At 63.2% G+C, this 17,679-nt stretch carries 21 protein-coding genes and 1 other RNA gene; 11 read left to right on the top strand and 11 right to left on the bottom strand.

Features of this window, described 5'->3' with window-relative positions:
• Positions 1-123: 123 nt before the first annotated feature.
• From K7W42_RS19245 to K7W42_RS19220, 6 genes are all read right to left on the bottom strand, one after another.
• The gene (locus K7W42_RS19245; protein WP_224576729.1) at positions 124-822 is read right to left on the bottom strand and encodes a hypothetical protein; all 699 of its coding nucleotides are present in this window, start codon (positions 820-822) and stop codon (positions 124-126) included.
• 1,426 nt (positions 823-2,248) lie between these two features.
• Entirely contained in the window at positions 2,249-3,745 is a 1,497-nt protein-coding gene (locus tag K7W42_RS19240) for a hypothetical protein (protein ID WP_224576727.1), read from the bottom strand.
• Positions 3,746-3,995: 250 nt separating this feature from the next.
• Positions 3,996-4,511, bottom strand: coding sequence for a hypothetical protein (locus tag K7W42_RS19235; RefSeq protein WP_224576726.1), 516 nt, complete (start codon positions 4,509-4,511; stop codon positions 3,996-3,998).
• Positions 4,508-5,194, bottom strand: a complete 687-nt coding sequence (locus tag K7W42_RS19230; protein WP_224576724.1) for a hypothetical protein — start codon at positions 5,192-5,194, stop codon at positions 4,508-4,510. Before K7W42_RS19230 ends, K7W42_RS19235 begins: the two co-directional genes overlap by 4 nt.
• Complete coding sequence (locus K7W42_RS19225) at positions 5,191-5,520, bottom strand: hypothetical protein (protein WP_224576721.1); 330 nt, start codon at positions 5,518-5,520, stop codon at positions 5,191-5,193. Before K7W42_RS19225 ends, K7W42_RS19230 begins: the two co-directional genes overlap by 4 nt.
• Before the next feature lie 143 nt (positions 5,521-5,663).
• A complete protein-coding gene (locus tag K7W42_RS19220; protein WP_224576718.1) occupies positions 5,664-5,831 on the bottom strand; it encodes a hypothetical protein in 168 nt (55 codons plus the stop codon).
• 143 nt (positions 5,832-5,974) lie between these two features.
• On the opposite strand from K7W42_RS19220, the gene K7W42_RS19215 reads away from it, so the two are divergent.
• The 5 genes from K7W42_RS19215 to K7W42_RS19195 all read left to right on the top strand — a co-directional run bounded on the left by K7W42_RS19215 (position 5,975) and on the right by K7W42_RS19195 (position 8,218).
• The gene (locus K7W42_RS19215; RefSeq protein ID WP_224576716.1) at positions 5,975-6,943 is read left to right on the top strand and encodes a tyrosine-type recombinase/integrase; all 969 of its coding nucleotides are present in this window, start codon (positions 5,975-5,977) and stop codon (positions 6,941-6,943) included.
• A gap of 93 nt (positions 6,944-7,036) precedes the next feature.
• Positions 7,037-7,219: a hypothetical protein gene (locus K7W42_RS19210; RefSeq protein ID WP_224576715.1), complete on the top strand. Its 183-nt coding sequence runs from the start codon at positions 7,037-7,039 to the stop codon at positions 7,217-7,219.
• 93 nt (positions 7,220-7,312) lie between these two features.
• Positions 7,313-7,492, top strand: a complete 180-nt coding sequence (locus K7W42_RS19205) for a hypothetical protein (protein ID WP_224576712.1) — start codon at positions 7,313-7,315, stop codon at positions 7,490-7,492.
• A 120-nt stretch (positions 7,493-7,612) separates the two neighbouring features.
• Positions 7,613-7,795, top strand: a complete 183-nt coding sequence (locus tag K7W42_RS19200; protein WP_224576710.1) for a hypothetical protein — start codon at positions 7,613-7,615, stop codon at positions 7,793-7,795.
• A 90-nt stretch (positions 7,796-7,885) separates the two neighbouring features.
• Positions 7,886-8,218: a hypothetical protein gene (locus tag K7W42_RS19195; protein WP_224576709.1), complete on the top strand. Its 333-nt coding sequence runs from the start codon at positions 7,886-7,888 to the stop codon at positions 8,216-8,218.
• A gap of 17 nt (positions 8,219-8,235) precedes the next feature.
• Here K7W42_RS19195 and K7W42_RS19190 read toward each other — a convergent pair whose 3' ends face one another.
• The 3 genes from K7W42_RS19190 to K7W42_RS19180 form a co-directional block, all read right to left on the bottom strand.
• Positions 8,236-8,676, bottom strand: coding sequence for a hypothetical protein (locus K7W42_RS19190; RefSeq protein WP_224576707.1), 441 nt, complete (start codon positions 8,674-8,676; stop codon positions 8,236-8,238).
• A 56-nt stretch (positions 8,677-8,732) separates the two neighbouring features.
• Positions 8,733-9,002: a helix-turn-helix domain-containing protein gene (locus K7W42_RS23360; RefSeq protein ID WP_224576705.1), complete on the bottom strand. Its 270-nt coding sequence runs from the start codon at positions 9,000-9,002 to the stop codon at positions 8,733-8,735.
• A gap of 681 nt (positions 9,003-9,683) precedes the next feature.
• Positions 9,684-9,866, bottom strand: a complete 183-nt coding sequence (locus tag K7W42_RS19180) for a hypothetical protein (RefSeq protein ID WP_224576703.1) — start codon at positions 9,864-9,866, stop codon at positions 9,684-9,686.
• Positions 9,867-9,958: 92 nt separating this feature from the next.
• Here K7W42_RS19180 and K7W42_RS19175 point away from each other — a divergent pair, with 92 nt between their 5' ends.
• Together K7W42_RS19175 and K7W42_RS19170 are read left to right on the top strand one after the other, a co-directional pair.
• Positions 9,959-12,886, top strand: coding sequence for an AAA family ATPase (locus K7W42_RS19175; protein WP_224576701.1), 2,928 nt, complete (start codon positions 9,959-9,961; stop codon positions 12,884-12,886).
• Positions 12,883-13,533, top strand: a complete 651-nt coding sequence (locus K7W42_RS19170; RefSeq protein WP_224576699.1) for a ribonuclease HI — start codon at positions 12,883-12,885, stop codon at positions 13,531-13,533. The genes K7W42_RS19175 and K7W42_RS19170 overlap by 4 nt, the downstream gene beginning before the upstream one ends.
• 30 nt (positions 13,534-13,563) lie before the next feature.
• Here K7W42_RS19170 and ssrA read toward each other — a convergent pair.
• Positions 13,564-13,920: a transfer-messenger RNA gene (ssrA, locus tag K7W42_RS19165) on the bottom strand.
• Positions 13,921-14,198: 278 nt separating this feature from the next.
• Positions 14,199-15,653, bottom strand: coding sequence for a hypothetical protein (locus K7W42_RS19160; protein ID WP_224576697.1), 1,455 nt, complete (start codon positions 15,651-15,653; stop codon positions 14,199-14,201).
• Positions 15,654-15,801: 148 nt separating this feature from the next.
• On the opposite strand from K7W42_RS19160, the gene K7W42_RS19155 reads away from it, so the two are divergent.
• Genes K7W42_RS19155 through K7W42_RS19140 form a run of 4 tightly spaced genes read left to right on the top strand, consistent with a single transcriptional unit; the run spans position 15,802 to position 17,541 of the window.
• Entirely contained in the window at positions 15,802-16,473 is a 672-nt protein-coding gene (locus tag K7W42_RS19155) for a hypothetical protein (protein WP_224576695.1), read from the top strand.
• Positions 16,470-16,724 (top strand): hypothetical protein, encoded by a 255-nt coding sequence (locus K7W42_RS19150; RefSeq protein ID WP_224576693.1) that lies wholly within the window; start codon positions 16,470-16,472, stop codon positions 16,722-16,724. The genes K7W42_RS19155 and K7W42_RS19150 overlap by 4 nt, the downstream gene beginning before the upstream one ends.
• Positions 16,724-16,870, top strand: coding sequence for a hypothetical protein (locus K7W42_RS19145; RefSeq protein WP_224576692.1), 147 nt, complete (start codon positions 16,724-16,726; stop codon positions 16,868-16,870). Before K7W42_RS19150 ends, K7W42_RS19145 begins: the two co-directional genes overlap by 1 nt.
• A complete protein-coding gene (locus tag K7W42_RS19140) occupies positions 16,867-17,541 on the top strand; it encodes a hypothetical protein (protein ID WP_224576691.1) in 675 nt (224 codons plus the stop codon). Before K7W42_RS19145 ends, K7W42_RS19140 begins: the two co-directional genes overlap by 4 nt.
• Positions 17,542-17,679: the final 138 nt, after the last annotated feature.

Genomic DNA, 17,679 nt, shown 5'->3' with positions numbered 1-17,679 from the left:
AGGCCCCGAGCACCTGAGGAAGATAGGACTGGGGGCCTTGTTCTTTTCACCTCTTCCAGGTTCCCGCTTGTGAAAATATTTCACTTTGCGCTTAGGTGGCAGACTCCTTAAAACACTGCCAATTTATGTGAAATCAAGAGGCAAATCTTCGCCCATAGGCATACCTATTTCCGGCGTTTTAAAACGCCAAAACTTGACGGGCACCAGAAGCAAGGCGTAGGGCGCATCTGCTTCACTGTTGAAATGGTCGAAAGAGCCAGCAATCTTGTATTCCTTTCTGTAAATAGTTGGACCAGTGCCGCCATATTGATATTCGATCAGAATGCGAAATTCAGCCAGTGGATCCGAAAAGGAATAATGTCTTGATCCAGACATCTGATTATCTATGTACTCCTTGATCCGAACTTTTAAATCTGGATTATTGAGCAGTGTCATAGCGAATCTTGCACCCTGTCCAGCCTGGATAATTTTGTGCTGCGTATCTAAATTTTCATAAGAGATTGGGGTTCCGCCTTCAATACCAACTTGAATAGAGCGAACGAATATAGGCATCCTACTTAAATTAAACAGAGTTGCCATATTCCATTGAGTGACATTTATACCTAGAAAATGATGTTCATCTTGTCGATTCAACATCTCGATCTGCTTTTCGGATATTTTCTGTTGGTGCAGTGCAATTTCAATCTGACGATCACTACGATCGATAGCAGCCCAAGTGGCATACAACAAGACAGCAGCTAGGAGAGCCTGAAGGAATCCCGAGCGTTCTCCAAGTTCGGTGCCCCCTAAAAGAGCCCACACTGCCAAGCCCACGAAAACCATGACAGCGACCCATCTCAATCTTGTAACCCACTGCTTAGACATAGCAACGTTACGAGTGGGGAATCATAGTGGTTGCAGCTTAGACGCTACTTCGGGGGGGGTGTGGAAATCCGCAGGACTGCACACAGATTTCTCGTCCGCTTACAGTGTCTATATGGCTAAACAGGACTTTGTAACCCGGCGCCAAAGGCTTGCTAACGGGCGCTGCCCCGTGCACGGCGCCGGTGTAACCCAGATGGGTGACTTCTTCGTGAAGGCTGATGGAACCACTTTCGCTATTTTGGCCTCAAGTGAGAGTAGGAACAGAAACTTACCCTAAGAGGAAAAACAGCGTCTTAGACGAAGAATTGCGCTTACCGTACAATTTTGCGCCAATCGTGAATTCGAGTCGAAAAGACCGTGTGCGAAGAAGAGAGCCACCGCCATCGCGGGTGTCAAGTTGACATCCAGATCTCCCCTGACACCTGTCAGATTGACCGAAAGGGGACCCTAACTTGACACCTCAATACCCTGTTCATCAGCGCGCTGCCGTGTGGGGCTGGGGTATACCCCAACTGGACACGTCGACCCTTAGTGGTTCATCCGCTAAATGCTGTCTTTGACGCGCGACTAACTCATCTGCTTCCTTGACTCAAATCCGGTGTCAAGACTAACCGGATGAACCATTAGGGTAAGTTCCTGTTCCTACTCTCACTTGACCCCATTTTCTCCTGTCCCAGGGCCGATTGCGACATCACGGTACGCGCTCATCCCGGAAATGATTTTTGGGAAGCTACACCTGAGACAGCTCCTCTCGTAGGGGAAGCTCCAGATACCTCAAAAATTTATAGCTACAACGATCTTGTGGGTTCGTTCAGGCGAATTGAGACCGAGCTGGCCATGCGAGCATTTGACTACTCAGTTGAGACAGGACGGAGCCCCCGCGAATTGGTTGAGGCCGCCCTAAACGACTATCTAAACAATCGTGACAGGTAGGACCTGTTTTCTTCTAAGTCGGCCTTGCCGCTTCCGCTGAGCATCGATTAGTGCTCTTCGCAGAGCTTCAAATCGTGTCGTGGCTCTTATCTCGTCACTGCCACCAAGGCCATCACTCTTACCGCATTTCGCTCGATACATCGTCTCGCCGTCCGTACGGCTGACCTTCCAGCCCCACCCATTAGCATCCAGCCAATCCAGCAACCCTTCCAGCGTATCCGGCAAATGCTGACTGCCCAGGCTCACAATGCTTGCTGACTGGGCGATAACAGCTCAGTCTCTGAACGACAGAAGAGGCCTGTCAAGCGCTCACTGTTCGCGGTCTTGATCGTCAGTAGGGCCACTACCTGGCCGGTGGGCTTCAAGCCTTCCGCCTTTAAGGCATCGGTCGTTGCCAACTCCGCCGGATGCGTGCCCACATACTTCGGCACCGGTCCCCCTTTGCGACCCATCAGTTCACCCGCTTAAAATCTTTGTGCAGCAGGAAACTCAGCATACGCTCTCCCGTGTGCAGCTCCACGTGGCCACCCTCCAGGTGCACCACGGTCACAATGCGGTCTGCGATCTTCTTGTGTTCCCAGCGGGTCCCGACGCTCACGGCATCAGCGGGGGAGGCGGGCTCCGGTTCAGGAGCTTTCGCCTGTGGGTGATTCACGGCCCCGGCTGGCGCACTGACCGCCGCTGGACTGACCTTCACCGCGCCGATCAGCCGGTCCAAGCCCCGCACCGCCAGCGTGATCATGTTCCCGCCTGCCGCCTTCGCCTCGCGCTGCGCTGTCACCCGCACGAGGTCCACCTCTGCTGGCTCGAGCTGCAACCACAGGGCGCGTGGCAGGCTGCCGGTGCGGGTGGTCTCTTTCAGGAAGCCGGTCAGCCCATTACCCACCAGCGCCTTCAGGCCCCGGTAGGTCGCGCTCTCCGGCAGGGCCACCGGGCGCGCGCTCAGCGTGGCCCGGCTCAGGGGCCGCAAGGTGTCCACCGTCAGCCCGCCGGCCGCCGCGCCGCCGCCCGGAACCTGTTCGGTGTCCGTGGCTTGACCTGATTTGCCTGCTGGTGGCTGGTCTTGAATCTGTGGCTGAATCAAGTCGTCCTGCCCGGCCGCGTCAGCGGCCCCGCCGTCAGGCGGAGAGGAGGTCAGCGGCTCGCTCGGCAGTGGCCCAGCTTCATGGGTTTGAAGCGCAGCGTTTCCTGAGGAGGAGTGCGGCGCGAAGCTGGCCCTGCTCACCTGGCCACTTACTCGGCTGCGCACCGTGGCCGTCTCAGCAGAGTCCCGTACTCCTCCTCTCTCTGGAAAAGTCTTTGAAGAACTCTCTGAAGAACTCTCTGTATATGTATGGGAAATAGACCCCATATACCCCTCGTTTATTTGGGGGAGGGTATGTGGTTTATCTGGTGGGTATATGTCGTTTATTTGACATACCCCCCCCTGGGCCTCCGCCCCGCCCTTCTTCTCGTTGATCTTCGGCGGCTCGCTGACCCACTGCACTCCGGGGGCGCCCGGCTCGTCAATCTGGAGCAGGCAGCGCAGGGCACTGACCACCGGCTCCACGAACATCACGTTGGGCACCGAGCGGCCGTTGCGGGCCCTGACAGTGCGGAACTCCTGGCGGGTGAGGCCCCGCTGAACGTTGTGCTGCACCGCGGCCTTGGCCATCGCCTTGGTCACGCCGAACAGGTTGGCGTAGTAGGTGTAGTCCCGCTGCAGCAGGTCGGCGTCGAACTTGCGGGTCACGTGCGTGACCTGGCCTGTGCGCTCGTCGCGGTGCACGGTGGGCCGGTGCCAGTACAGGTCATCGGCGTAAATGGCGATGGCCAGGAACTGGACTTGCCCTTTATCGCTCTTGAACTCGCGGCGGGTGTAGAAGGTGTGGGGCGTGATGTTGCCCTCGAAATGCAGCTCCCCGATGGCCTGGACGGTGGGCGTGGGGGCGAGGTCTTTGCGGGTCATGAAGGGACTCCTACGCGTCCTGAGGTACGACACCCCTGCCCAGTACGTTGACCGGACCTAACCAGCCGCGTAAACTGGTCATAGGCCAAAGCCTGTGGGTCTCCCAACCCACAAACAACTTGAGTTTCAGTTCCACACCCTCTGCGAAAAGTTTGGCGACCATACGCGGGGGGTGTGCCCTTTTGGCTGCTTGCTCGGTTCAGCCTCCGGGGTGCGCTCAGCATAGCGCGAAGCGCTGGCTTCGTGACGATCATCCCGATTCACTCCCTTTCCTTGCGTTGGACCGCAGGTCATCCAGAAACCCCTGCAGGCGGCTGTAGGCCCCCTCACCGTGATGCGGGCCACGAATGGTGCGCCAGCGGTACTGATCCTGGGCAAATTGCAGGATGGTCACCCAGTCCCCGGCCACAGCCAGGCCGCAGAGCGTGTGCATGGGCAGCTTGCGCGGCAGCTCGTACATGGGGCGCCCTGGGCAGAAGCCCGTGGTCGGCGCCACCGCCTCACGTACCAGGAGGGCTCGCAGCCCACCCTCCAAGGCGTCCACGACCCGAGGTCCCCACCAGTTCAGGGCCTGCCCACAGGTGGCCGCTTCTACGCGACTCGGTGGCGTCAGCGCGTCACGCGTGAGGTGCAGCACTGGGGTCTGGTCTTCAAGGCGCACGGACACGATGAGGCCTTCCTTGAACTTGAACGGTGCACTAGCGTGTGCAGGCAGCCGGCGCGCATCAGAGATCAGGGTGCTGAGTACGAAGCTGAGGCGGTTCATGGCGCTTCACCGTCCAGCAGGGGCGGCTGGTCAGGATCAACGGGCGGGGTGTCCTCAGCCGGCTTTGGCTCATCGTCCCCGCGCATGTTGCCCTCAGCACTGATCAGGACCTGCGCGTGGTAGGGCGCTTCAATCTCCAGCAGCACGCGCTCGCCGTTGAAGAAAGTCATCTGGATCTCGGCGCTCCGGTCCAAGTGGCTGAAAGCCCCTCGAATCGCACTGACCAGCTTCAAGTCGAACTGGTAGCCGTCCTGCGGGGTGGGCGTGCCCTGGAAGGGGCTGTACACGTCGGGCAGCGTTACCGGCTCCGGCTCTTCAGGTGTGCCGTGGGTGAACGGCGGGACGTGCATGATGCCGTCTGGGCTGTAGAGCATCCCGGTGCTCGTCTCGCACAGAACCTTCCGGCCTTTGACGTATTTGAATAGGTTCTTGATGTGGTCGGTACGGTAGGCCCGGTGGGTGCCCACGCTCACGCTGAACAGTCGGTTGTCAGCGTCGCCGTCGCGGTCCAGGGCAGGCGTGAGCATCGCGGAGTAGCCGTCTGTGGCAAACCAGTGCGGCTGGCCCCGGTAGTCCAGCAGGAACACGCCGCAGTTGCTCCAGACGTAGCGGCCCGAGTGGGTGAACTGGAAGAGAGGTGGGCGAGCGGTCAAGGGGAGGCCTGCGGGGAGGTTGAGCGTCATGCGGCCTGTCTCCAGATCGGTGGGGGAGAGAAGTCCAGCACTTCGGCCGCCAGATCGTCGAGCAGTTCCTCACCAGCTGGTGTCAGGACGTAGACCTGGACCCAGCGCCAGGCGCGGGCCACGAAGAGACGCACGCGGGCGGCGGCCAGCCACCCGGCGCGGCAAAGGCGGCAGGCCGCTTGCAGGGCAGCAGCGCGGCTGGCCGGCTGGGCCCCGTGCCGGCGGGTGACGCGGTTGGCCAGGTCGCGGACAGGAAGGGGGTGTGCGCAGGCCATGCTCAGCAGCAGGTGGGGGAATTGTCCGGGTCGGATGGCAACTTCCTTCATGCGAGGTCTCCAGGGCCAGAGGGGCTAGCGCTTCTTGCGGTCGCGGCGTTACTGCCGGTTGGTGGGCGTTTTGGGTTTGAGGGCCTGGACCTTGCCGGGGAGGACGTTGGCAATCCCGAGGCGGCGCAGGCGGGCGCGGCGCATCAGGCGCGCAGAGGGCCGGGCCGGTAGTGGCTTCGCCAGTTGGGAGGCATGGCCTGGGTGAGGTCGTCAGCTTCACGGTCATCGGCAGCGACTTGGCGGTGGCGTTCGAAGCGGGTGCCAAGAGCGAAGGCAAGGCAGAAGATCAGGAGGAGCCAGGTGGGTTTCATGGGTGACCTCTAGGGGTGAAAGAGATGGGAATTGGCTAATCAGGTTGTTAAGGGAAAGGTCACTTTCTCCAACAGGTGTGTGGCATGCACCTTTCTAAGACGGCTCACCCCGGCGGCCCTGGTCCCCCTGCTACCGTGACGCCATGACCCTCGCCCTGATGCAAGCCCGCATGAACTTGCAGGCCAATGCCCAACAGACGGCCGGGCTCCCCACCGAGGAACGAAGGCGACGCGCCCTTCGAGCCATCCAAGAACGGGATCTGGACGGGCTGTGGGCCCTCGTGCTGGCGCACTTGGTCCTTCATGGCCGCCGGGGCATCAAGATCAGCGCTGCCACCCTCACCAAGTACCGCCAGGCCTACGAGGCCTACTGGCACTGGACCGAGCAGGCCGGCGTCATGCTGACCCGTCCCCACGCCGACGCCGGCCTGACCTACGTTCGCTCGCTGGAAGCCAATGGTCGCGTGTCCTCCACCGTCGGCTGGCACCTCGCCAGCTGCAAGGCGCTCTATGAGGCTCTGCGCTGGTGCAACGCAACCGAAGCCGACCCTTTCCGGGATGTGCGTCCCGTGGCCGACAGCACCCCCAAGCATCAGAAAGGCCGGCTGTATACCCAGGACCAGATCAGCGCCCTCCTGGCCGTTGCCAACGCCGAAGAGGCCGTTGTGGTCCTGCTGGGCGCGGACTGTGGCCTCCGGGCGGGGGAGATCATGGGCCTGCAACGCAGCCACCTGCACTTGGCCGAAGAACCGCCGATGGTGTACGTGATCGGCAAGGGGGCCAAAACGCGGGAAGTGCCGCTTTCGCGCCGCACGGAGGCCGCGCTGCGCCGCTGGCTGGATATGACGCCGGGCTGGGGCCCGGCCCTGCTGGGCGCCACCAGCGTGGGCTGGGCCGAACTGACCTTGCAGCGCCTGTGCAAAGCGGCTGGGGTGGAGTACACCAAGCGCACCGTGCACGGGCTGCGCCGCACGGCGGGCACTCGCCTGTACGAGGAGACGCTCGACCTGCTGGAGACCAGGGACTTCCTGGGGCACAGCAGCGCGCAGACCACCGAGGTCTACGTGCAGTACGCCCGGAACAAGAAGAAACCCACGAACAGGGACTGGTAACCCACCCGGAAGCTCAACAGCTGCTGAACGGTTGCTCAGTCCGGCTTGAACTGCGCCGAACTTTGACGGAGTGGCCACGTGTTCTGCTGATGTATGGAACTGTTGCTGGTCAGCGTGTTGTTCGTGGGCATCTGCACCCTGGGCACCGTCCTGTGGCAGGCGATGGCTCCGGACGGACAAACGGTCAAAACAGCCTGGGGTCCACGCGCCGCCCTGACCCTGTATTTCGTCCTGCCCGCCCTGCTGGCGTACCTGGATGTCATGCAAACCATCTGAAAGACGCAGAGCCAGGGTCAGGCACAGAGCGTTCTGTTGCTCATCTCGGTCTGCGGCTGACGCCAGCGGGCCGGTCGTGTACGCTGCCCTTGTATGGAAGTTCTGACGGTCGGTGTGATGATCAGCAGCTGCGCTCTGGGCGCCCTGCTGTGGCGTGGCCTGGCCACCGATGGACAGCTGATTCACACCGCCTGGCCTCTGCGTGCTGGACTGACGCTGTATTTCGTCCTGCCCGCGTTGGCCCTGTGCGTTGACCTGCTGTCTCGCGGCTGACGGCGTCAGGCCGTTGGCCTGACGGGTGTCCCCCGAACCCTCAAAGCCCGCTAAGGAAGAGCTTTGTGGCCCTTGAACGTGGGCTGATGTGCCGCGTCCCCAGGCATGCTTTCTTGGGACATGGAGCCTCTGAGTGTTGGTGCACTCTTCGTGGGCGTGGCCGCCCTGGGGGTGCTGGTGTGGAGTGTCGTGAAGCTTGGGGCCCTGCCCGCCGGGCAGCCCTGGCCTCAGAACGTCGTGTTGGTGCTGCATTTCTCGCTGCCCGTTCTGCTGATGTGCGCAGCGCTGGTTCAGGTCGAATGAACTGAGCCCTCTGCACACCTGTCGGTCTACGCCCCACAATGGGCCGGCGCCCACTGTGCCCGTCTGGCACAGACCTAAGCTAGGCAGAAGATGGATGATGAAGCCCGCACGTTGGACGCTCTGGCGCGAATGAATGAAACAGCGCTCCACCCCTACGACGGCGCAGATATCTCCTCTGTAATTCGCCGGATCAAGCAGCGGCGAGAACGCATCCAGCAGGAACTGGTGTTGATGGCCCAGGACCTGGAATTGGTGGCGGCCCAACTGCGCGCGTTGAGCGCTGTACCGGACGGTGAAGCGGTGGTCGCCCGTGAGCAGATTGCGGGGGACTTCGCGGCTGGCGCGGTCGCGGTGGAGCGGGCACGGTTGTCGTTGGACAGCGCTACGAAGGATCTGGAGTACTTGCGGTACGTGCTGCTCTGACCTGTGCGGGGAAGACGTCATACGCCGCCACCCCCCTCCGCCTGCGCCCGGCACCGCTCCAGCTCGGCCGTCCACGCGGCCCGCTCGCGCAGCAGCGTGGCTTCTTGCCGCAGCACGGCGTGCAGTTGCTTCAGCGGGTGCCAGGGGCCGCCCCGCGTGGGTGGGGTGCCGGTCAGCTCGGTGAGGTAGGCAGCGGCCTGGGCTTCCAGAGCGTCGGCCTGGGCGCGCAGATCCGTCGCTGAGACCTCACAGGCGGGGGCCGGGACGGCAGCAGTCGCCAGCGTCGCCCGGCGCAGGTGCCCCACCGCCTGCTGAATCAATGCTTCTTGCGCCAACACCGCGTCATCGGTCTTCTGTGTTGCCCGCAGCATCGCCAGGGCGTCGTTCTCATAGCCGAGTGCTCGAGCGGTCTGCACCGCCTGCTGAGCCGCCCGCTTCAGGCCGCCGAGGGGCTTCATTGCGGCTCGGTACTGCTGTGAGGCCTCCCACAAGCTCAGGGGCCGTTCTGGCGCCGTCATGACCGCCCCGCGAGGGCCTGCGCGGGGGAAGAGTCAGAAGCACCGTCAATTATCGTTGTGACCTCTTCTGGCTTTACTCCTAGATAGTCGCAAAGTGCAGTAAATTTGTTCCAATCAAAATTGATGCGCCCAGGGAGCTGTTCCCATTTGTGGTAACCGAGCCATGTAAGGCCCGCAGCGGTAGCGGCGGCCGCTTTGCTGACGTTGCCAGCTTTTTCTCGCGCTGCCTTCAACGCGACTGGATCAATTCGGCGTGAGGCAGGCATAACCCCATACTATACTGAGTAAATACTTTTAGCAAATAAAATTTCTCAGCAAAGGAATATTAGTCTCAGGTGGCTTGCCTTAGCTTGTGAATTGCGGCACGTTTATAAACTGAGTTTATAGTGGTCGCATGGCAGGCGGACGGAAACCTCGCAATTCAGAGCCAGATGCGTCAGGCGAGCAGACCAGTCCTGATGAGGTATCTATCTCGTCAGGACTGGCTGCTTTTAGGGGCCAACGCCTGAGCGAATGGCTTGTTGAACACCAGTTGAAGGCGTCACAATTTGCCCGATTGTCGGGTCTCTCCGGGCCGCTTCTTAGTCACTATTTGCGTGGACTCCGTGACATCGGTAACATGCGCCCTACCGCAATCACAAAGCTGCTTGAGGCTATGCACGTATCCGATACCTGGGCCTGGACATTTTTCCAGATACCAGAAGAGAGACGGACCGTATGGCGCTCAATGCGCCCAGCGCCGCTTGGGCCTCCAGCAGCAGCAGAAGCGCACCTGGTCACCCACACCATCGCGACTCTCATCACAGGGGCTTGGATGATCGCCCCGCCCGTGCTGGTCACCGTAGACGCCAATGAACGTGCCGGGCTCCTGCTCGCGCAGATCGGTCAGCGCTACTGGCTCGCTGAGCAGGACGCTCTGCCGGCCTCCGCTGTGATACTCGGTCAATTCAGAACGGCCGCTCCCGCAGGGTTCTGAGCGCTGCGCTGAACACCGCTCGGTCGGCCTCGCAGGCGAATTCAGGCACCTGCAGGCCGACCAGTGGCCGGGTGGTGAAGGGAGCCACACCCTGGAGGGCGCGCACTTCGACGGGGGTCAAGGCAGTCGGCAGCGTCAGGCGTGACGGTTTCATAGGGGTACACCCACCCTAAATACTCCCGCTGAAAATGGCTGAAAGTGGGTGTGAGACATGGTTTTTCGTCCAAGCCTCGCCTATCTTCAGCTATGCCCCATTCCAGACGCCGGAGTCAAATTCCGTCTCCGGTTCGCGGTGAGATTCCCCGGACTGACCGCGTCGCCTCTGCCGCGCAGATTTTGCTGCTGACTGCCCCTTCTGGCTACGGCAAAACCGTGCTGAGCGCACAGCTGGCCCGGCAGGCCGAGCAGGTGCCTCTCTGGGTGCGGGTCACCCGGGACGCGGCCGACCCCCGCACCCTGGGGGACCTCGTGGCCCGCGCGCTCCAGGGTGCAGGGTACGCCGCGCCAGAGTGGGCAGCGGCGCGGCAGGCCGACCTGGGGCCGGACTCGTTCTCAGACGCCCTGCTGGCTGACTTGAGCGCCGTGCCAGATGATCTCTTCTTGGTGCTGGACAACGCAGAGCACCTCAGCGCCAGCTCGGCGGCACTGCTGGCTACCGTCCTCGAGCAGTTGCCCTCCTGGCACCGAGCGGTCATCAGCATCACGCCCGGTAGTCACCTGAACCTCACCCGCCTGATTGCCGCCGGACAGACCCAGGAGCTGGGCGCCGATTCGCTGCGATTCACTCTGGACGAGACCCAGACGTTTTTGGGCAACCTGGAAGCTCACGATCTGCCCCCCGCACAGCAGCTTCAGGAACAGACGGACGGCTGGGCAGCCGCCCTGGCATTGGTCACCGCACGGGGCGGGCGGGGCGACACGACGGAGATGATGGACCATCTCCTGGGCCGCATGGCGCCCGCGCTGCGCGATCTGGTGCTGCGCGCCGCCGTGGAGCCGTTGTGGGACAGCCAGACACCCCAATGGCTGGGCTTGGCCCCGGCGCCAGATTGGCTGCGCGAGGTCAGCCGGGCCGGCCTCCCCATCCACCACGAGGATGCGGCCGTGCGGCCCCATAGCCTCGTGGTGGAAGCGCTCGACCGCATTCTGGCGCGGGACAGTGCCCTGTACGCCGCCGTGCATCAGCACGCCGCGCAGCAGGCCGAGGCGGTGGGTGACCCCTACCGGGCCCTTGGGCACGCCCTCCAGGCCCAGAACTTCCCACTGGCCCTCAGTCTGGTGGACACCCATCTGCTCCCTAGCTGGCAGCGCCACTCCAGCTGGGAGCTGGCCGCCCAGACACTGGAACTTTTTCCCCAGGGTCGCCTCACCCCGGTCCTGCTGGCCTTTCTCGGGCTGGCCTACGGGGAAATCGGGCGCGGCGCGGAGGCGCAGCAGCTCTTTTCCGGACAACTCAGCCGGGGCCAGGAAACCGCCATTACCTACCTGGGCCTCACCTTCGTGGCATTCCGCGCCAATGATCTGGCCGGCGTCGCCAGCATGGCCGAGCAGGGTCTGCGACTGGCCCAGACGCCCTACGAGAAAGCGCAGCTGCACAGGGCGCTGGCCGTTTCCTACCTCACGACCTCCCGCCCCGCAGAAGCCCAGGCCGCCGCGCAGCGGGCCCAGGTGATTGCCGAGCAGGCCGGCGATCCTTCGCTGCTGATCTCGGCCAAAACGGTGGAGTTCTGGGCCCTGACGCTCAGCGCAGACACCATGGAAGAGGCCATCACGCTGGGCACCGGCCTGCTCCATGACGCCCTGACCATGGGTTTCATCAACAAGGGTCTGATCGTCATTGACGCCCTCATTGACGCGATGATCGATGTGGGCCGGCTGGACGAAGTGCAGCCTCTGGCAGCACAATTGCAGGCGCATGTGCCCAGCTATTCGTACATGCACGGCAAGGCGGCCATCAAAATGGCGGACCTGGCCATGCTGAACGGCCACCCCGCCGAGGCCGCCGAGCACTACCAGCAGGCTGTGACGCAACTCAAGGCACGGGGCGACCGGCTGTGGGAATGGACGGCTGGGCGCCTCTATCTGGCGGCCATCGCCGCCGGTACAGCCCAGCAGGTTGACGGCCTGCTGGACGAAGCGGTGACTGCTGAGCGGGCAGCGGGCTCCCTGCGCCCCTGGCTGGGCTTGGTGCTCGCCGCGCGTCACCTCGTACGCGGCGAAGCCGAGGCGGCACTGGCTCTCCTGGACACGTTCCGAGCCGACCGGGATAAGAGCACCGCGGTTATGTCCTGGCAATTCATCCTGTACGACTACCTCGTGGCACAGGCCAGGTGGGCTCTGGGGCGGCCCATCACGGACGATCTCCGCCGGGTGGTCCAGGGGCGTCACCCGGCGGGCACCGCCACGGTGCTGCGCCTGTGTCCGCCCCAACTGTGGGATGCAGCCCGTGACGCACTCCGGCTCAACGTTGCCCCCGAGGTCTTCGGAGCATTGGTGCGCGCGCGGCCGGCTGCCACTGCCCAAGTAAGGTTGAGGTTGCAGACCCTGGGGGCCTGGGAAACCCGCCTGAACGGCACGCGGGTGAAAATCCCAAATCTGTCGTTGGAACTGCTGGCTTATCTCCTCCTGCATGGACCGTCCACCATTGACCATCTGGGCCACATGCTGGCTCCCCGGTCGCGGGACGGTCGAGGGCGGATTCACCGCGCCAAAGCGGATGTGCAGCGGACAACCGGCCTGGCACTCTTGGAGACCGATGCCAAAACGCAGGGGGGACTCTACCGGGTGTCTCCCGGCGCCGAAATCCAGCTGGATGCTCTGGAGGTGCTGCACGCAAAAGATGCCGGGGTAGCCCTGGCCCTGATGCGCGGCCCCTTTCTCCCTGGTGCAGCCGCCGAAGGTTGGGCCGGCGAAATGCGTGAGCGCCTGACGCGGCGGGCCGCCAGCCTCTACGAGGCCTACGCAGCCACGTTGGCGACGACCGCGCCTGATGACGCTCTGGTCTGGTACCGGCGAGCGGTGCGACTCACCCCCTGGGACGCGGCGCTGTGGGAAGCCCTGCTGGCGTTGAGTGAGGAACTGGGATTGTGGACTGATGCCGCAGAAGCCCGCACCGCCCTGCAAGAGTTGGCTGCCGGCGATCTCCCGACCGTCACCCTGGGTGAGCCAGCATGACGGTCGTGGCGCACACGGACGGGGCCGTGGTGCCCGGTGGGGCCGGTTGGGGCGTGGTTATGCCTGGCCAGCCAGAGCGGCGCTTTTCAGGCATGCTCGACACCGGCGACGTGATGGTGGCTGAACTCTGGGCCGTGAAAATGGCGCTGCGGCATACGCCCAATGGCGCGGGCCTGGAGGTTCATACCGATTCGCAGAGCCTGCCCGGCCTGCTAGGGCGGCATGACCACGAAGGGGCTCACTGGGACCGGCGTGATCTACGGGATCTGACGGGCAAGATTCTGGGGCGGGCGCAGCAGCGGGGTATCACGCTCACCTGCCTGTGGGCGTCCCGCAACGACCCCATGCAGGAGGTGGCCCACAAGCTGGCGGTGGCCGGTCGGGTGCGAGGCAAGGGTGAAGAAGGTTGGGCAGCGCAGCTGACCGGGAGAACGTTGGAGGTATGGCAAGCCACACGCCGGGCGCGAAATGGCTGGGTGGTGGCGCCAGAAGATTCGCTAGCCAGCGAAGCAACCGTCCGGGCGGTTCTGGCTGAACTGCCTGAGACACCAGTGCCACTGATCGTTCAGGGGTCGCCGCCTGCCATCGTGGCTGCGCTCCAAGCGCTGGCCACCGAGCTGGGCCGTACGCTGACGCTGACCACATGAAGAACACCAGACCCTAGGGTCTGGTGCGGGTGGTGGAGATGGGCGGAGTCGAACCGCCGTCCGAAGGTACATAACGTTAGCCTCTACGAGCGTAGTCCGCGATTTAGATCTCAGTCCTCAGCCGTACACGAACACACTGCTTTTGGACCCAGCCCCTTAAAGTTTCGTATTGAGCGCAAGGGCGGCACTCAAACTAGCTATCTTTTAGAAGTTCGCAGAACGCCAATAGCCGGGCTTTCTGGTCACTGCTTCACTTATGCAGCGAAGGCGAAGGACTGCTCAGTGTTTTTGCCAGTTGAAGGCTTGATCGATGATTAACGAGGCCAACGATCATCCTCGGCTCGCAACGTCCCGCTCGGTAGCCCCCGTCGAAACCGGGTCATCCCCATTGGGACACGCAGTGTAGCACAGGCCTAGACGCAGACCAGAACACACGTCACGATGCGCCAGTTCCCATGCAGGTTGAACTGGCGCATCTGGTCACCTCTTTCAGCACTCAGCGCACGGGTCATTCAGGTGATGACCGGGCGGTTTGGGTTGAAAGGGAGCTGTGGGTTTTGCCAGGACGGCGCCGCTAAGCAGGGCCACAGCAGCGGCCAGAACCAGGAAGTTCTTCACGGCTCAAGCGTAGGTGACTCGTGCTCAAAATGCGATAGAAACTGACTTTAGAGCCCCAGGTGGGGGCGCAGGTCTTCACGAAGCGCCGTGCTGTCCACCCATGAGAGGGCACGGTCCAGCGCATCAGTCCAAGTGGTCTGGCGACTGGCACGGACACCCAACCGAAAGGCGTTGAGGGCGCGCAGAGTGTGCCCAAGATTGACTGACCCAACGACTTGCAGGCTGGCCACGGCGTCACGAATCCGCTGATGTGTCGATGGATGTGGGCGGGCATCAGGGCCGGTATGGCCAGTCACCGCAGACAGCACCAAGACATTTCCACCCCGGTCGCGGCCGGGCAACTTGTGCACTGTGTACTGATAGGTAATGGCAGTGCCCGTGAGAATGGCCAGCTCGGGCAGGCTCTCCGCCACCTCGTGATGAATGCCTGGCAGCATGCCTAGGAGGACGTAGACGTCCGGGTGAATAGCACGCAAAAAGGCCAGGAAGTGGTCTCGAACAGTCATCTCGGTCAGCGCTTCATTAAATTCGGCAATCAGCTGGTCAATGTCATCGCCGAGCGCCGCTACGGCATTGGCCTGAATCAGTGCAGCCGCGCGGTGGGCGCGCTGGTCCGGGGTCCTCACACATCGGTCAATCAATAGATTCCTTGCCTGACTGGCCATCGCCCGCGTGCGGAGCATGGCCCAGGCGCGAAATAAGGCGCTGTATTCCGTCTGTAGGCTGAGGCCAGGGGTGGGTGGCGACGAGAAGGGCTGCCCAGTGCGTAATGCCCAGAGCGCCGTTGTTGGCAGGACGTAAGCACCTGCCATAACTGGGTTAACCGAATGGCCGAGGAGGCCTGCGGCAAATGCGCCCAAGTCGCTCTCCTGGTGGGCACCCAATTGAATTACTGCTGCGTCATATCGGCCCTGGGCGATGTAGGCCTCGGCCAGCAAGCGATCTCCCCAAATTCGCCGCCGCGTGGAGAGCGGCAGTCGGCCCATCGCCTTGATGATGCGCTCAGGCGCGGGCTGACCCATGACCGTATGAACCCGGCCAATCTCCATATCGATGTGCTGGACGCGGTACGCGAGGCCTAGAGCCTCGGCCAGGCCACGGGCGAATAAGAGCTGCGCGAGCGAAGCTGTCCAGTCCTGTGTCATGCCCAGCGCCATCCCACGTGCAAATGCAGCGTCACAGGCGTCTTCAACAGCCAAGGGCTCCAGGCTACTCAAAGGCATTTCTTCAGTGGCGTGGACATGGGCGTAGTGCCCCAACGTCACGGCAGCCATGAGGCGCACTCCGTTGACCGGTGCCCCTTTGTGCTGCTCAAGATCTGCCACAGCCTGACTGATCGTGGTCGCGTTGCGGGTTGTCATGGCGAGCTGCAGGGCCCGCCGCGCCCGCAATGCAGAAGTCATATCAGCGAGCTTCTCGCTCAATGTTATGGGCTGGTCGGTGGTATTGAGCAGATGATCCCAGGACGCTGGGGTAACGGCGGTGCTGTGTGCGTCAGACATGGTTTCCCTCACTTAACTCGGTAACTACTATTGCTACTAGTCTTTACTGAGTATATACTCTGGTCAACCGATGGGGCTACCCAAAGGCGATCCCCCAACTCACATGCCCGGGAGAGCAAATCCATGAGGTGGGGGAACCGGAGTCACTATGCCCGAGCTCACCCCTCCTGCTCAAGCCCCCCGCGCCCGCACGGTCAAGGCGCCCAGCCGCTTCCCGAAAGTCGCTGCCGTCGCCTGCGCCTGCTGCGGTCAGGAACTCACCACCGGCGAAGGCTACGACGTGCCTGTGATTGGCCCAGTCGGTCCCAAATGCGTCCTGAAGTTCGCCACGCTCGCGGACGCCCTGCTGTGGGTGGACGGCCGTCACGTCAAACCCGACACTACCGACCAGGCGCTGCTGCGTGCCGGTCACAACGTGGTGGTGCGCCTGCGCGGCCTGGGCATCGAGATCAATCGGGGCGAAGACGGCATCCTGCGCGTGGGCCGGATGCCGAGGAACATCAAGGCGGTGGCCAAGAGCTACAAGAAGATGCGCGAGGCGTTTGCCCGTGACTTGCAAGTGGCCTCTGACGGCTTGGGTGCCCTGCCCGCCCCGGCCCCCGACCCCCTGGAAGTGGCAGCCGAGGAAGCCGAAGCCACGTACACCGCCGCCGCGACGGCGCGGGCGCAGGCGTGGTTGGGGTACCTGGACGCGCATTACGGCGGGCAGGACACCGATGAAGCGTGGGACATCTACATGCGGGCGCACAGCCGGTTCCTGGTGGCCAGGGGCGCGTGGCACGGGGCGCTGGACACGTGGCAGCTGGGGGCAGCGGCATGACCGCCCCCAGCACGCCCGGCCCCTGGTTGCCGGCGAGCGCCAGTGCGGACCGGAAGGTGGAGGACCTGCGGGACCGGGGCTACGACGTGCGCTGGGGCGGGCGGGGCCGTGACGTGACGCTGACGGTCACGGCCCCCGGCGAGACCGCCAAGACGCACACGGCGGCCACCTGCGCGGCCTGTGCCCGGGATGCCTATGAAAGCGCCCAGGAGCACGCGGGGCAACGGCTAAAAGACGAGGTGAATGGCTGATGCCGCGCACCCTTCAGGCCACGCGGGAAGCCTTGCGTACGGCCGAGCGCCTTCTGGCGCGGACCCAGCCGCACACGCGGGCCTATTGGCGCCTGAGCCAGCGGGTGCAGCGGCTGTACGCCCATGCGCTGGTGGTGGACCTGTGAGCGCTGCACCCGAGCCTACGCCTATCGATCTGACGGCCCCCATGCCCCGTTACTTCGCGGGCAGTGAGTGGTTGGTCAGCAACCTGAAATACGAGAAAGCCCCGGCGCCCAGCCCCCTGGGCCTGCGGGTGGCTGACCTGCTGGGCGAGCTGGCCCACGGCATCTACCACCTGCCCAAAGGCGCCAAGTACCGCACGAACTGGGGCCACTCCCGGTACATCGAGGTCACGCTGGAAAATGGCTACGTCACGCTGGGCACGGTCGACGCGGATTACCTGACCCGCTTGGTGTTCCTGGCCCACGATTACGGGCTGCGCGTCGAAATCCGGCCCTGCAACTTCCGGCACCTGGTCCTGGGGTTCTCGCAGCGCGAGGTCCGCACGGGGGCTTATCACGAGCGCTGCCCGACCGCTGAGGACGCGCTGGCGGCCCACCGTGCACGGTACCCGGCGGCCGGCAGCACGCCAAATCCCGAGACCCTGCGCCTGATGAGGCAGGAGGGGGCGGAGATCAGCCTGAACTACCTGCGCGGGTACGGCTTCTGTGCCGCACTGAACACTGGTCACATTGGGAACCCCCACTGGGCAGCGGAGGCAACCGGAGACACACCACAGAGCGCCCTGGCGGCCCTGCTGGCCGACCCGAAGGTGCAACCCGAGGCCGACGCATGACCCTGCATCTGCCCCGGTTCCCCTCCCTGCTCTTGGCCCTGGGCCTGCGCCGGCCGGCTCGTGAGGCGGGGGTGCGGCTGGCCGAGCGGGCGCTGCCGGACGCTGTTCCCAGCCCGCTGTCAGCCCTCACTGCCGAAT

It is taken from the genome of Deinococcus betulae (assembly GCF_020166395.1).
Lineage (GTDB): Bacteria > Deinococcota > Deinococci > Deinococcales > Deinococcaceae > Deinococcus > Deinococcus betulae.
The sequence above is the reverse complement of the archived record's forward strand: the minus strand, read 5'-3'. Positions and strand labels throughout refer to the sequence as shown.

Coding starts and splice junctions, on each gene's coding strand:
- K7W42_RS19205 (WP_224576712.1), top strand. CDS start 7,313: ATGGAAGTTCTGACGGTCGGTGTGATGATCAGCAGCTGCGCTCTGGGC.
- K7W42_RS19155 (WP_224576695.1), top strand. CDS start 15,802: ATGCCCGAGCTCACCCCTCCTGCTCAAGCCCCCCGCGCCCGCACGGTC.
- K7W42_RS19220 (WP_224576718.1), bottom strand. CDS start 5,831: ATGAAACCCACCTGGCTCCTCCTGATCTTCTGCCTTGCCTTCGCTCTT.
- K7W42_RS19245 (WP_224576729.1), bottom strand. CDS start 822: ATGGTTTTCGTGGGCTTGGCAGTGTGGGCTCTTTTAGGGGGCACCGAA.
- K7W42_RS19160 (WP_224576697.1), bottom strand. CDS start 15,653: ATGTCTGACGCACACAGCACCGCCGTTACCCCAGCGTCCTGGGATCAT.
- K7W42_RS19230 (WP_224576724.1), bottom strand. CDS start 5,194: ATGACGCTCAACCTCCCCGCAGGCCTCCCCTTGACCGCTCGCCCACCT.
- K7W42_RS23360 (WP_224576705.1), bottom strand. CDS start 9,002: ATGCCTGCCTCACGCCGAATTGATCCAGTCGCGTTGAAGGCAGCGCGA.
- K7W42_RS19210 (WP_224576715.1), top strand. CDS start 7,037: ATGGAACTGTTGCTGGTCAGCGTGTTGTTCGTGGGCATCTGCACCCTG.
- K7W42_RS19180 (WP_224576703.1), bottom strand. CDS start 9,866: ATGAAACCGTCACGCCTGACGCTGCCGACTGCCTTGACCCCCGTCGAA.
- K7W42_RS19235 (WP_224576726.1), bottom strand. CDS start 4,511: ATGAACCGCCTCAGCTTCGTACTCAGCACCCTGATCTCTGATGCGCGC.
- K7W42_RS19225 (WP_224576721.1), bottom strand. CDS start 5,520: ATGAAGGAAGTTGCCATCCGACCCGGACAATTCCCCCACCTGCTGCTG.
- K7W42_RS19170 (WP_224576699.1), top strand. CDS start 12,883: ATGACGGTCGTGGCGCACACGGACGGGGCCGTGGTGCCCGGTGGGGCC.
- K7W42_RS19150 (WP_224576693.1), top strand. CDS start 16,470: ATGACCGCCCCCAGCACGCCCGGCCCCTGGTTGCCGGCGAGCGCCAGT.
- K7W42_RS19195 (WP_224576709.1), top strand. CDS start 7,886: ATGGATGATGAAGCCCGCACGTTGGACGCTCTGGCGCGAATGAATGAA.
- K7W42_RS19240 (WP_224576727.1), bottom strand. CDS start 3,745: ATGACCCGCAAAGACCTCGCCCCCACGCCCACCGTCCAGGCCATCGGG.
- K7W42_RS19145 (WP_224576692.1), top strand. CDS start 16,724: ATGCCGCGCACCCTTCAGGCCACGCGGGAAGCCTTGCGTACGGCCGAG.
- K7W42_RS19215 (WP_224576716.1), top strand. CDS start 5,975: ATGACCCTCGCCCTGATGCAAGCCCGCATGAACTTGCAGGCCAATGCC.
- K7W42_RS19200 (WP_224576710.1), top strand. CDS start 7,613: ATGGAGCCTCTGAGTGTTGGTGCACTCTTCGTGGGCGTGGCCGCCCTG.
- K7W42_RS19190 (WP_224576707.1), bottom strand. CDS start 8,676: ATGAAGCCCCTCGGCGGCCTGAAGCGGGCGGCTCAGCAGGCGGTGCAG.
- K7W42_RS19175 (WP_224576701.1), top strand. CDS start 9,959: ATGCCCCATTCCAGACGCCGGAGTCAAATTCCGTCTCCGGTTCGCGGT.